Source organism: Streptomyces sp. NPDC048352, from assembly GCF_040651895.1.
Classification (GTDB): domain Bacteria; phylum Actinomycetota; class Actinomycetes; order Streptomycetales; family Streptomycetaceae; genus Streptomyces.
The window spans coordinates 17,844-31,242 of sequence record NZ_JBEZKZ010000084.1 but is presented as its reverse complement, the minus strand read 5'-3'; the positions used below and the strand labels follow the sequence as shown (position 1 = coordinate 31,242).

Below are 13,399 nucleotides of genomic sequence, written 5' to 3'. Positions count from 1 at the left end.
AAGGACGCCTTCCGCCACTGATCCGGCGCAGGTGCCGTGGCCCCACCGGGCCCCCGACCCCCACCCCCCGGGTAGGGGGCCGCGGCCGGCCCCGGCCACCCCCCGGCCGCCCGCCCCCGCCCCCCCGCCCCCCACCTGCGGGAATGCCCCAGCGCCGCCCGGACGACCCCCATACGGAGGCACGGGCCCCCGTACTCCCGCCGCGTCCCGCCGCCCCTGCCCGCCCCCCGCCGCGCAGGGCCGGGGAGCCCCCCTGCGGGCGGGCCGTGCGCGCGGCGGGTCGGGAAGGAGAATGGGGCGATGAGCGTCACCATCGACATCGCCGGACTTCCCGCGGACCGGATCGGGTTCGCGCCGTCCCCGCTCGCCGAGCTCTGCATGGCCCTGCACGCCCTCTCGCAGCCGGCCCACCATCCGGGCCTGCAGAGCTGGACGACGTCCACCACAGCCTCGCTCGACCCCTGTCTGGCGGACCGGCTCCTCGAGGCCGAGTTCATGTGGCGCAGTTCCTTCTCCGACATCTTCATGGCCTTCGCCGGTGTCCCCGGCGGCACCGGCCGTCCCGGCGCGACGCTGGCCGAGGAGCTGGACGTACTCGACCGGATGGACGACGAGCGGTTCGTGATGGCCGCTCTGGAGCACTGCTGGCTGGCGCTCTACAACGAGGGCGGCGGGCCGCACCCGCTCAAGGACGAGGCGGCGCGGGCGAAGGCGCTGGAGACGGCGGCCGCGCGCGGGCCCCGCCAGCTGGAGTTCTCGACGCGGCTGCTGGACGATCCGGCCGGCGTGCGGGTGTGGATGCGGCGGCTGCTGGAGGACTGCGACGAGGCCTTCTTCGCGGAGACCTGGCGGCGCGTGGAGCCCCGGCAGACGGCGGACGCCCGGCACAAGACGGAGGTGCTGCGCCGCAAGGGGCTGCCGGCGGCGCTGCGGGAGGTCTCGGCGGCGCTGAGCGTGGACGAGGGCCTGACCACCATCACCGCCGACAAGATGGTCAACGGCCGGACCACCGCGACCGATCCGCTGATCGGGGCGGGGCTGCTCTTCGTACCGACGAACTTCGGCTGGCCGCACCTGCTGGTGCTGCACGCCCCGGGCTGGCGGCCGGTGGTGCACTACCCCCTCGACTCGCCCGAGCTGGCCTCCGGGCCGGGCTCGGTGGAGCTGCTCCAGCGCCGGATGGAGGCTCTGGCACACCCCATGCGGATGATGCTGTGCCGGAGCCTGGCGCGGGCCCCCTACACGACCAGCGAGCTGGCCCGCGTATACGGGATATCGGCGCCGGAGGTGTCCCGCCACCTGGCCGTGCTGAAGAAGGCCGGTCTGACGCATACGCGGCGTCAGGGGCGTTATGTACAGCATCAGTTGGATCTGCCCGTGGTGGCGCGGATAGGTTCCGATTTCATCGAGGGGATCCTGCGCTGATGCGGCCCGGCGCCGGCCGACGGGCTCCGGACGGTGGCCGGATCCCGACCCCTCCCACGGGCACCGATATCCGGATTTCACAAACCGGAAGCAGTGAAAGGTCTGGCGAGGGCCGCCCCTTGGTGTCTAACGTGCGTCCACCACTCCCCCACAGGCGCTTCCTGCTGTGAAAGGACCTTCATGCCCTCTCGCCGTATAGCCACCGCGACCGCCGCCCTCGCGGCCGTGGCCCTCGTCTCCCCGCTGCTCCTCGCCGGGCCCGCCGGGGCGACGAGCCCGCAGAGCGACGCCGCCCGGGGCGACGCGCTGGCCAGGAAGCTGGTCAAGGACGCGACGGGCAAGGGCGCCAACAACCACCTGAAGGTCTTCCAGTCGATCGCCGACTACAACAACGGCACCCGCGTGGCCGGTTCGAAGGGCCACGCCCAGTCGGCCCAGTACGTGGAGGCCGTGCTCAAGGGCGCCGGGTACCAGGTGTCGCGCCACGAGTTCGACTTCGTGTACGTCGAGACGATCTCCGAGAAGCTGAAGGTCAACGGCGCGAACGGCCGTGACGTGCCGCTCAAGCTGATGACCTACACGGCCAGCGGCCCCGAGGGCGGCATCACCGCTCCCGTCGCCGTCGTCCCGGTCGACGCCGACGGCACCACCGGCTGCGAGGCCACGGACTTCGCGTCCGGCACCTTCACCGGCAAGATCGCGCTGATCAAGCGCGGCGGCTGCACCTTCGCGGCGAAGCAGGCGAACGCGGCGGCGGCGGGCGCGGTCGGCGCGGTCATCTACAACAACACCGCGGGCGCCCTCAACGGCACCCTCGGCGACGCGAACGCCGGCAAGGTCCCCACCGGCGGCATCAGCCAGGAGGACGGCGAGAAGCTCGCCGCCGAGGCGGCCGCCGGGCCGGTCTCGCTCACCCTGGACGTCCGCGAGCTGCGGGAGAACCGCAAGACGTTCAACGTCGTCGCGGAGACCAAGGGCGGCGACGCGGACAACACCGTCTTCCTCGGCGCGCACCTGGACTCGGTCGCGGCCGGTCCGGGCATCAACGACAACGGCTCCGGCTCGGCGGGCATCCTCCAGGTCGCGCAGCGCCTGGCGAGCAGCCAGTCGAAGATCAAGAACAAGGTCAAGTTCGCCTGGTGGTCGGCGGAGGAGTTCGGCCTGCTCGGCTCCGAGGCGTACGTGGCCTCGCTGACGCCCGAGCAGAAGAAGCAGATCAAGCTCTACCTCAACTTCGACATGATCGCCTCGCCGAACGCCGCGTACTTCGTCTACGACGGCGACGACTCCGACAAGGTCGGCTCGGGCCCCGGCCCGGAGGGCTCGGCGCAGCTGGAGAAGGGCATCACCGACTTCCTCGACGCGCAGAACATCCCGCACGAGGGCAGTGACTTCACCGGCCGCTCGGACTACGGCCCGTTCATCGAGGCGGGCATCCCCTCGGGCGGTACGGACACCGGCGCCGAGGGCATCAAGACCCCCGAGCAGGCCGCGAAGTTCGGCGGTCAGGCGGGCGTCGCCTACGACGTGAACTACCACGGCAAGGGTGACACCATCGCCAACATCGACCAGAAGGCGCTCGACATCAACGTCGACGTCATCGCGAACGCGGTGGGCCACTACGCCTTCGACCTGGCCCCGCTGTCCCAGCCGGTCGCCACGCAGCCGAGCACCGGCTCGGGCAACGGCGGCGGTCTGCGCCCGGGCCACGACCACGACGTCGAGCAGTAGGAACCGGCGCGGCACCGAGGGGCCGGCATCCCGCACGGGGTGCCGGCCCCTCGACTATGTCCCCGCCCAGCCCCTGGTGACGTACGAGACCGCCCGGGCGGCCGATTCGCGCCGGCGCGGGTCGTCCCGTACGGAGCGGGACAGTTCCAGGTGCAGGAAGCGCGTGCCGTGCGCGGCGGCGAGCCTGCCCTGTTCGTTGGTGCGCCCCGACAGCCTGCATGCGGCGGCCCAGGCACGGCACGGCTCGACGCCCCGGTCCTCCAGCCGCGCCGCGAGCCGCCGGGCGTCGTCGGCCGCGGCGCTGCCGGCGCCGGTGGAGACGACGGCGCCGGTGCCGGGGACGGAGGAGTCGGCGAAGCCGTGCAGCTGGACGCCGGGCAGGCCGCGGCGGGTCAGCTCGGCGACCACGGCGTGGAAGACGGAGTCGGCGCGGTGCGCCACGTCGGCCGGGTCCCGGGAGCCGGTGCCCTCGTCGTCCTCACCGCCCTCCGCACCGCCCCGGGATCCGCCCTCCGAGCCGTCCCCGGAGCCGCCCGCCTCGCGGTGGGCCCCCGCCAGGACCATGACCCCGCCCGGCGCCCCGCGCAGCACCGAGACCCCGAGCCGCTCGGTGTCCCGGTCGGCGACGGGGTGCGGGACCTGCACCGACCAGCGCGGGGGCGTGCCGAGCTCGGCGTACACCCGGCCCCACCCCCGCTCGGCGGCGCCGCCCGACGCCTCGGCGACCTCCGCGTAACGGCGTCCGCCGGGCCGGTCCGTGAAGGTGTCGAGGCGGTAGCCGACCTCGCCCAGCCGGGTCCGCGCGCGGTCGGTGTTCCCGTCGAACAGGGCGGAAACCCCCTCGGTCAGGACGGCCCGCTCCGCCGGAGTGGGTGGCCGATAACGGCGTTCCGCCTCGAAACCGGCGGTGAAGCCGGTGACCCGTCGAAGGAGATCCGTGTCCTTGGCCACAGGCGCAGCCGAGGGTGCCGCGGCCTTTTGCCCCGAATCACCCGACCGAAAAGCCGCATAAACGGCCACTCCCATGATCACTACGCAAACAGCAGCAATGATCATCAAGGGTCTCGCCCGTTTCACCGTCATCACTTGGCTGAAAATAGCCGGATGAAAATGCCCCCCGTCCGGCCGGTCCCCTCCCGGACCGCCGCCCTGGCCCTCCCGCTGAGCCTCGCGCTCGCCGGATGCGGCCTCCTCGGCGCACCGGACGAGGCCCCGGCCGCCGGTACGGGACGCTCCTTCTCGGTCGCCGCGGCGGGTGACATCCTCATCCACCCCCAGCTCACCGACCAGGCCGCCCGCGACGCGAAGGCCGCCGGCCACACGGGGTACGACTTCGACCGGATCATGGCCGGGATCAAGCCGGTCATCAGCAAGGCAGACCTCGGCATCTGCCACATGGAGCCGGTCCTGGGCGAGCCGAACGGCCCCTTCCAGACCTACCCCGACTTCCTCGTGCCGCCGCAGATCGCCAAGACGATCAAGAACGTCGGCTACGACACCTGCTCCACGGCCTCCAACCACACCCTCGACCACGGACCCGAGGGCGTCTACCGCACCCTCGACACCCTGGACCGCGAAGGCCTCCGGCACACCGGCTCCGCCCGCAACCGGGCCGAGGCCGACAAGCCGCTGATCCTCGACGTCAAGGGCGTCAAGGTCGCCCAGATCTCCTTCGCCTTCGGCTTCAACGGGCGCGAGGTCCCCAAGGACAAGCCCTGGCTGGCCAACCTGACCAGCTTCAAGGCCATAGCCGCCGCCGAGAAGAAGGCCCGCGCCGCCGGCGCCCAGGTGGTCATCCTGTCCATCCACTGGGGCCGCGAACACCAGCCCAACCCCAGCAACCCGCAGCTCGAACTGGCCCGCAGGATCGCCGAGGAGACCGGGATCAACCTGGTCATCGGCCACCACGCCCACGTCGTCCAGCCGATGGAGAAGGTCGGCGGCACCTGGGTCGCGTACGGGCTCGGCAACCAGCTCGCCCGGCACGACGTGCCCAGCGGCCTGACCGAAGAGGGCGCCATCGGCTGGTTCGACTTCACCGAGAAGAACGGCACGTGGGACGTCCGGGCCCGCTTCGTGCCCACCTTCACCGACATCCCGCCCGACCCCGAGAGCACCCCCGGCGCCGACCTGCCCGGCACGACGAACGCCGCGCCCGTCCGCGACCACCGGCTCGTCGACATCGCCGCCGTCCTCTCCGACGGCACGAAGCTGCTGCCGGAACAGCGGGCCCGCTACCGCCTGGCCTTCGAACGCACCCAGGGCACCCTGCTCAACCGCGGCGCCGCCGGGGACGGCCTGCGGCCGCTGCGGACGCTGCCCGACTGACCCCGCGCAGGACCGCCCGTACGTACGCACACCCGACCTCCCCCGCCAGGAAGGACCCCGCTGTGGCCGCTCCGCGCCCCACGCGACGGCGCAAGGCCCGCCGCAGGGCCGACATGTCCCTGCTCGGTGGCATCAGACCGCCGATCACCGTCCTGTCGGTCCTGCTGCTCGCCCTGGCGGGATTCACCGCGTTCAGCCTCGGCACCCTCCACGAGGACCGCCTCCCCCAGGCCGTGCTCACCTCCCAGCAGCACTTCGCCGAGGACGGCGCCATCGCGCTGCGCGCCTCCCTGGACGAGAGCGTCACCGACCTGAACCGGGCGGCGTCGCTGTTCTCCACCGGCGCCACCGTCGCCCCCGACGCCGTGCTCGACCGGATCGGCAGCGTCTACCAGAAGTGGCGCGGCACCGCCGTCGTGGAGATCGCCTCCGGCCGGCTCCTCGCCGCACGGGGCGAGAACCTCCCGCTGACCGCCGTCGACCGGAGCGGGCTCTCCCGCGAGGGCGGCCTGGCCCCCCGCATGGTCACCCTGGCCAACGGCGAGACCCGGCTGCTGACCCTCTCCCTCCTGGACTGGAAGGACCAGCCGCAGCAGCTCCTCGTCGCCTCCAGCAGCCTGCGCTTCCCCGGCATCAGCCTCGGCAATTTCCGCAGCATCGCCGTCGTCGGCGCCGACGGCACCGTCCTGAGCACCGACGGCATCCCCGAGCCGGAGATGGTCCTCACCGACCTCCAGCGCGCCGACGTCAAACGCGACACCAAGCAGCTGGCCTCCTTCTCCAGGACCGCCGCCCGCAAGGCCCGCGCCCACCCCCTGACCGTGAAGGAGCCCGGCTCCGGCGGCTTCCCCGGCGTCAGCGGCAGCCTGACCGGGGGCCAGTGGGGCGGCGAACGCGCCGCGGCCGGCTACGCCCGCCTCGCCGGGCCCGAACCGGGCGTCGGCACCCACGCCACCAGCCTGGAACTGACCGTCGTCGCCATGGTCAACGTCGCCCAGAACCCCGCCCGCACCTCCGACGCCTTCGCCGGACTCGCCCTGGCCGCCGCCCTGCTGCTGGTCGGCGCCCTCGTCGTCGCCCTGCTGGTGGCGACCGTGCAGCGCCCGCTGATCAGCCTGTTCCTGGAGAGCCGGCGGCTGACGCGCGGCGACCTCACCCGCCCCGTCACCGTCCCCCGGGGCGCCGAGGCCGCCCGGATCGCCGCCGCGCTGGAACGCCTGCGCGGCCATCTCATGGACGGGCGGACCGCGGACCGCGCCACCGCCGCCCCGCCCGCCCGCGCGCGAAGGCGCCGCACCGGGGCCCGTACGCTCCTCGCGGTGTGCGCGGTGCTGCTCCTGGCCTGGTGCGCGCCCCTGGGCCTGCTCGTCAACCGGGCCGGGGACGACGTCGTCGTACCGCAGCAGCTGGTCAACGACCAGCGCGAACGCACCGACACCCTCAACGACCGGATCCGGCGCGCCCTCAACGAGGGCCAGGCCGACCTGCTGTCCGTGGCCTCCCTGATGGACAAGGACACCAGCCCGCAGCACATGGCCACGGTCCTGGAACGCACCGCCCAGGAGCACCTGCGCTACGGCTCCCTCTACGTCCTCGACCCCGACGGCAAGGCCCTCGCCCAGGCGGGCGGCCACCCCCGGGCGCCCTTCGGCAAGGGCCCCCGCAAGGAGCCCGTCACCCTCTACGACGGCGCCAAGGAGCCGGTGATCGTCGCTACCGCCGAGATCCCAGGCCGGGAAGGCGCCGCCGTCGTCGGCGAGTTCCGCATCGACTTCCTCAACTCCCTCCTCAAGCGGCCGGGCCTCGGCGAGATCCGGGTCGTCGACGCGAAGCACCGGGTCATCGGCTCCAACAGCGGCTACCGCGCCTTCGAGAAGCTCGACGACGAACGGCTCGACGCCCTGGTCACCGGCTCCGCCCTCAAGGTCGGCATGTCCCCCCGGCCCGGCAGCATCCTGTACCGCAGCGGCGGCGACCACGTCATCGCGGCCGCCGCCCCCTTCGTCGGCGGCGGCGCGGCCAAGCCGCTGGACTGGACCGTGGTCAGCTGGCAGTCCGCCAAGGGCCTCGCCATCCACGAATACAGCCTGCAGAACCGCACCGTCCTCGCCGGCCTGCTCGGCCTCGCCGTCGGCGCCGCCTGCCTGGGCTGGCTCCAGGTCGTCGTGGTGGCGCCGCTGCGCGAACTCGCCCGGCGCGCCGAGGCCCTCGCCGGCGGCGACCGGCGCACGGTGCTCTACCCCCGCCACCACGACGAGGTCGGCGCCGTCACGCGCAGCCTGGAGATCATCCGCCAGCAGCTCCAGCTCCAGCAGCACCAGCGCAAGCAGGCCGGCGGAGCGCCTTCCGACCCGGCCGGAAGGAACTGATCCGCCGTGCTCTTCCTCTACTGCGTCCTGCTCGTCAGCTGCCTGGTCATGCTCGTCGCCGGCATCGTCGAACAGCGCCGCCACTTCGCCAGCCTGGACCGGATACCGACCCGGGTGCTGGTCAACGGCATCCGCGGCAAGAGCTCCATCACCCGGCTGTGCGCGGGCGCCCTGCGCGGCGGCGGCCTGACCACGGTCGCCAAGACCACCGGCACCGCGGCCCGGTTCATCCACCCGGACGCCACCGAGGAGCCGGTGTACCGCAAGTTCGGCATCGCCAACGTGGTCGAGCAGATCGGCATCGTGCGGCGCGCCGCCGCCTACCGGCCGGACGCGCTGGTCATGGAGTGCATGGCGGTCATGCCGGCGCTCCAGGAGATCAACCAGTCCAAGCTGATCCAGTCGACCATCGGCGTGCTGTGCAACGTCCGCGAGGACCACGTCGCGGAGATGGGCCCCACCCTGGACGACATCGCCCGCTCCCTGTCGCGCTCGATGCCGCACGGCGGGATCTGCGTGACCGCCGAGAAGGAGCGCTTCCACGTGCTCCAGGAGGAGGCGGACGCCCGGGACTGCACGCTCGTCTACGCCGACCCGGACACGGTCTCGGACGAGGAGCTGCGCGGGTTCAGCTGGTTCACCTTCAAGGAGAACGTCGCGATCGCGCTCACCGTCGCCGGGCTGCTGGGCGTCGACCGGGCCACCGCCCTCCAGGGCATGTACGACGCCCCGCCGGACCCGGGCGTGCTGTCGGTCGAGCGGTACGAGGCCCCGGGCGGGAAGCGGCTGCGGTTCGCCAACGTCTTCGCGGCGAACGACCCCGAGTCCACGCTGATGAACATCAACCAGCTGCTGGATCTGGGCGCCATCGAGCGCCCCCTGAACGTGGTGATCAACTGCCGCCCCGACCGGGTCGAGCGCAACGCCCAGATGGGGTCGATCGTCCCCGACCTGCGGCCGGAGCAGGTGTTCGTGATCGGGCACCCCGCGAAGAGCGCCGTCGACGCGATCCCGGCCGAGTGGCGCGACCGTGCCGTCGACCTGGGCGGCGACCAGCGCGACGGCGCGCAGTTCGTGCGGGAGTTGCTGGGGCACCTGGGCGAGAGCTCCTCGCTGGTGGCCATCGGCAACATCCACGGGCAGGGCGAGGTGCTGCTGGAGCACCTCGCGGAGCTGCCGGCCGACGAGAGCGAGCCCGCCGCGGCCCGGCCGCAGGAGCCGGACGGGCCGGGCGGGTCGGACGGGCACACCGGGCCCGTCCGGCGGGAGGAGCCGGCGCCGGTCTTCACGCGCCCGGTCGACCCGTACGCGGACGACCCGTACGGGCAGGACCCGTACGGCCCGCACGGCTTCGGGCCCGCCCCGCGCGAGCCGCAGCCGTACGGGCAGCAGCCGTACACGGCGGCCGGGCAGCAGGGGCCGTACGCCCAGGACCCGTACGCCCAGGACCCGTACGCCCGTGCCCCCTGGCCCGGGGAGCCGTACGGCCGGGCCGTTCCCCCCGCGGACCCGTACGGGATCGCCGCCGCCACTCCCGTACCGGCCTGGCCGCAGGCCTCGGCACAGCCGCCGCAGCCGTACCCGCACCACCCTGGAGAACCCCGTTGATCCCCGCCGTCCTCACCCCCGAGATCGCCGCGATCGGCATCGCGCTGGGCCTGCTGTTCTCCCTGCTCTGCTACCTCACGACGAACCTCTCACCCGGCGGCATGATCACCCCGGGCTGGCTCGCGCTCACCCTGATCGAGGACCTCCAGCGGGCCGCGCTCGTGGTCGGCATCACGGTGCTGACGTACGTCCTGGCCCTGCTCACGCAGAAGTTCGTCATCCTCTACGGCAAGCGCCTCTTCGCCGCCGTCGTCCTCATCGGCGTCCTGCTCCAGGCCACCGTCGTGATCGTGCTCCAGCTGGAGTTCCCGCTGCTGTACGCCAACCAGACCCTCGGCTTCATCGTGCCCGGCCTGATCGCCTACCAGCTGGTTCGCCAGCCCAAGGGCGCCACCCTGCTGGCCACCGGCAGCGCCACGCTCATGACGTACGTCGTCCTGACCGCCGGAATCCTCCTCGGCGTCATGCCCGCCGCCTAACCGCACCGCACCGCACCGCACCCGCCCCACCTGCACCGGAGCCACCCGTATGACCGCCACGCCGAAGAGCCGCAGCCGCACCCGCCCCGCGCTGCACACGGCCACCGTGCTCACGCTGCTGGCCGGCAGCGCGTACCTCACCTACGCGCTGCGCGCCGAGGAGCAGGCCAAGGCGCCCGCCGTCCAGGTCGTCCAGGACGCAGCCGTCGCGGCGGGCGTCCCGTCGGGCGCGGCGGGCGCCCGCAAGTGGGAGCGCGTCCGCAGCCCCGACCGGTCGGTGCTGCGCGACGGCACCGGCCAGGTGCTGGCCACCTTCACCGACGGCGCCCGCACGGCCACCCTCACCGGCCCGAGCCGCACCTTCACCGAACCCGCGAACACCACCTCCCGGGTCGTCACCGAGAACTGGGTCCGCCTGATGCCCGAGCAGTGGAAGGCGGGCGCGGAGAACCAGCAGTGGTTCAAGGACTGGTTCACGAAGTACTTCGGGAGCCAGGAGGACGACGTCTTCGCAATGGCCTTCCAGTACGGCGACCAGGCCCCGGTGAAGAAGGACGCGCAGGGCACCGCCTACGCGGGCGACGCCTCCTTCGGCCCGCTCAACCCCAACGGCTCCGCCGGCAACGACCTGCGCCTGGAGCAGTCGGACTTCTACGACTACCTCGGCAAGCCGTACGCCTTCCGCAACGGCGTCACCAAGCAGCCGCAGGCCCCGCGCTACCGCTCGATGGACTGCTCCGGCTTCGTGCGGACCGTCTTCGGCTACCGCGCCCGCTACCCCCTGATGCCCGACGACACCCCGGGCGCAGCCGGCCTGCCGCGCACCGCGAACGGCATGGCCCGCTCCAGGCTGGGCACGGACGTGATCCCGCTCAAGGGGGTGGGCGCGGCCGACCGCCCCGCCTCCATCGACGTGATCCAGCCCGGCGACCTGCTGTTCTTCAAACTCGACGCCCGCACCAAGGACCGCCTCGACCACACGGGCATCTACCTGGGCACCGACACCGACGGCCACAAGATCTTCATCTCCAGCCGGGAGGAGGCCAACGGGCCGACGATCGGCGACAAGGGCGGCACCTCGCGCCTCGACGGCAACGGCTACTACGCGGCGACCCTGCGCAGCGCGAAGAGGCTCTAGACCGGCCTAGGCCGGCCAGGGGCCGATGCCGACCGGCTGGACCAGCCAGCCGAAGTCGCCCAGGCCTCCGCGCGCGGTGAGTTCCGCCGCCTCGCCCGCCGCCGCCAGGGCGCGTACGTAGCCCGCCGGGTCGGTGGAGGCCAGGGCCAGCGGGGGCCGGGCGCCCGAGACGCCGAGGGCGGTGAGCGCGGCACGCTGGGTGAGCAGGCCGGCGCCCGGTCCCGCGCAGGCGTCCAGCGCGACGTGCGCGGTGACGTCGCAGCTGCCGTCCGGCACCGGGGCGACCTCGCGGCCGTCGCGGAAGCCGGTGAGCGTGCCGTACGGGGGCCGGGCCGCGCGGGTGTGGGCGTAGTCCACGGCGACCGCCAGGCCCCGCTCGACGGTGGCGACGGCCGCCGCCCAGGCCTCGTCGCGGGCCCGGCCGATCTCCGCCCGGCCGCCCTCCGGTCCCGTCGCGCCGGGCCACCACCGCTCCAGCCAGGCCCGGTCGGGCTCGTCGAGGGGGCCGCCGGGGGTCTGCGTACCGTCGGGGGCGACCAGCACGTAGCGGCCGTCCTCGGCGATCTCCAGCGGTACGTTGTCCAGCCATTCGTTCGCGAACAGCAGCCCCGTGATCCCCTCGGGCGGCGCGGCCACCCACCGGATGCGGGGGTCCAGCCCCTCGGGCCGGGCCGCGCGCTCCACCGCGTACGGGTCCACGCGCGCGGCCGTCCGCGGCGGCAGGGCGGCGAGGACGCCGGCCAGCAGTTCGCCCCGCCCGGCCCCCATGTCGACCAGGCCGAGCCGCTCCGGCCGCCCGAGGGCGCCGTCCACCCACTCCAGCAGCCGCGCCACGGCCGCGGCGTACAGGGGCGAGGCGTGCACGGAGGTCCGGAAGTGCCCGGCGGGCCCCGGCCCGCCCGGACGGACGTAGAAGCCGCCGGGCCCGTACAGCGCGGCCTCCATCGCGGCCCGCCACCGGACGGGGCCGCCGACGGGCCCCCTGACCTCACCCTGCGCGCTCATCCCCCACAGACTAAGCCGACCCTCCACCTTGCGGAGTACTCCCCCGTCGCAGGGATCGCACCTGTGGTTGACTCCAGCACCTATCCGCTTTCCCTACGCTGGGTTACGTGCAGCGCCTCTACGACTTCATCCGCAGACACCCGACGGGCGTCGACAGCTTCTGGGCTGTCCTCTTCTTCGGGGTCTCGATGATGAACGTCGTCGGCGCCGAGGGGCAGAGCACCGCGCTGCGGCTGGCCACCGTCCCCGTGGTGGCCGCGCTGGCCGCCGCCGTGGCCCTGCGCCGAAGGTGGACCGTGCCGGTGTTCTGGCTGACGGCGGCCGCGGGCGTCTGCCAGCTGGCCATCGGCCAGGAGATGCAGTTCTGCGACGTCGCGATGCTGGTCGTCCTCTTCACGGTGGCGGCGGCCGACGTCCCCCGCTGGGTCTCGCGCGCCGCCCTCGTCTCCGGACTGCTGGCCTCCCCGCTGTACTTCCTGCGCTTCGGCGTCGACAAGAGCGCCGGCACGGTCCAGGAAGTCCTCTTCGCCCTGTTCATGATGGTCCCCTTCGCGCTCGCCTGGGTGATGGGCGACTCGCTGCGCACCCGGCGCGCCTATTACGCCCAGCTCGTGGAGCGCAACCAGCGGCTGGAGAAGGAGCGGGAGGCGCAGGCCAAGGTGGCGGTGGCCGCCGAGCGGGCCCGCATCGCCCGCGAGCTGCACGACGTCGTCGCGCACAACGTCTCGGTGATGGTGGTCCAGGCCGACGGGGCCGCGTACGTCATGGACGTGGCGCCCGAGCAGGCCAAGGAGGCCCTCCAGACCATCTCGGGGACCGGCCGCCAGGCGCTCGCCGAGATGCGCCGGCTGCTGGGCGTCCTGCGGACGGGAGAGCCGCAGGAGTCCGAGGACTACGTGCCGCAGCCCGACGTGGAGCAGATCGAGGTGCTGGTGGAGCAGGTGCGGGCGGCCGGGCTGACGGTCGACTTCGCGGTGGAGGGCGCCCCGCGCAGGCTGCCCAGCGGGGTGGAGCTGACGGCGTACCGGATCGTGCAGGAGGCGCTGACGAACACCCGCAAGCACGGGGGCCCCGATGCGCGGGCGAGCGTACGGCTGGTCTACTTCGACGACGGCCTGGGCCTGCTGGTCGAGGACGACGGGCGGGGCGCGGCGCACGAACTGTACGAGGACGGCGGCGCCGACGGCGCCGGACACGGTCTGATCGGCATGCGGGAACGCATCGGTATGGTCGGGGGAACCCTGGACGCGGGACCGCGTCCCGGCGGGGGTTTCCGCATCAGTGCCCTGCTCCCGCTCAAGAAGAGTGAGAGGTAA

At 73.3% G+C, this 13,399-nt stretch carries 10 protein-coding genes; 8 read left to right on the top strand and 2 right to left on the bottom strand.

All coding sequences use genetic code 11. The features are described from left to right. Positions 1-300 precede the first annotated feature (300 nt). Both AB0D45_RS29890 and AB0D45_RS29885 read left to right on the top strand, forming a co-directional pair. Positions 301-1,425, top strand: coding sequence for a DUF5937 family protein (locus tag AB0D45_RS29890; RefSeq protein WP_362464753.1), 1,125 nt, complete (start codon positions 301-303; stop codon positions 1,423-1,425). Between the two features lie 180 nt (positions 1,426-1,605). Then, positions 1,606-3,156: a M28 family metallopeptidase gene (locus AB0D45_RS29885; protein ID WP_362464750.1), complete on the top strand. Its 1,551-nt coding sequence runs from the start codon at positions 1,606-1,608 to the stop codon at positions 3,154-3,156. A 54-nt stretch (positions 3,157-3,210) separates the two neighbouring features. Here AB0D45_RS29885 and AB0D45_RS29880 read toward each other — a convergent pair whose 3' ends face one another. After that, positions 3,211-4,107 carry a hypothetical protein gene (locus AB0D45_RS29880; protein WP_362464747.1) on the bottom strand — a complete coding sequence of 299 codons (897 nt, stop codon included), beginning with the start codon at positions 4,105-4,107 and terminating at the stop codon, positions 3,211-3,213. Positions 4,108-4,260: 153 nt separating this feature from the next. Between AB0D45_RS29880 and AB0D45_RS29875 the strand changes: the two genes are divergently transcribed. From AB0D45_RS29875 to AB0D45_RS29855, 5 genes are all read left to right on the top strand, one after another. Beyond that, a complete protein-coding gene (locus AB0D45_RS29875) occupies positions 4,261-5,484 on the top strand; it encodes a CapA family protein (protein WP_362464745.1) in 1,224 nt (407 codons plus the stop codon). A 113-nt stretch (positions 5,485-5,597) separates the two neighbouring features. Continuing rightward, the gene (locus AB0D45_RS29870; protein WP_362464759.1) at positions 5,598-7,853 is read left to right on the top strand and encodes a cache and HAMP domain-containing protein; all 2,256 of its coding nucleotides are present in this window, start codon (positions 5,598-5,600) and stop codon (positions 7,851-7,853) included. Between the two features lie 6 nt (positions 7,854-7,859). Beyond that, positions 7,860-9,461, top strand: coding sequence for a poly-gamma-glutamate synthase PgsB (pgsB, locus tag AB0D45_RS29865; RefSeq protein WP_362464742.1), 1,602 nt, complete (start codon positions 7,860-7,862; stop codon positions 9,459-9,461). Beyond that, the gene (locus AB0D45_RS29860; RefSeq protein ID WP_361600318.1) at positions 9,458-9,940 is read left to right on the top strand and encodes a poly-gamma-glutamate biosynthesis protein PgsC/CapC; all 483 of its coding nucleotides are present in this window, start codon (positions 9,458-9,460) and stop codon (positions 9,938-9,940) included. The genes pgsB and AB0D45_RS29860 overlap by 4 nt, the downstream gene beginning before the upstream one ends. Before the next feature lie 49 nt (positions 9,941-9,989). Continuing rightward, positions 9,990-11,078, top strand: a complete 1,089-nt coding sequence (locus AB0D45_RS29855; RefSeq protein ID WP_362464739.1) for an NlpC/P60 family protein — start codon at positions 9,990-9,992, stop codon at positions 11,076-11,078. A gap of 6 nt (positions 11,079-11,084) precedes the next feature. Here the strand turns inward: AB0D45_RS29855 and AB0D45_RS29850 are convergent, their stop codons facing one another. Then, entirely contained in the window at positions 11,085-12,083 is a 999-nt protein-coding gene (locus AB0D45_RS29850) for an SAM-dependent methyltransferase (protein ID WP_362464737.1), read from the bottom strand. Positions 12,084-12,190: 107 nt separating this feature from the next. Here AB0D45_RS29850 and AB0D45_RS29845 point away from each other — a divergent pair, with 107 nt between their 5' ends. Next, complete coding sequence (locus tag AB0D45_RS29845; RefSeq protein ID WP_361600326.1) at positions 12,191-13,399, top strand: sensor histidine kinase; 1,209 nt, start codon at positions 12,191-12,193, stop codon at positions 13,397-13,399.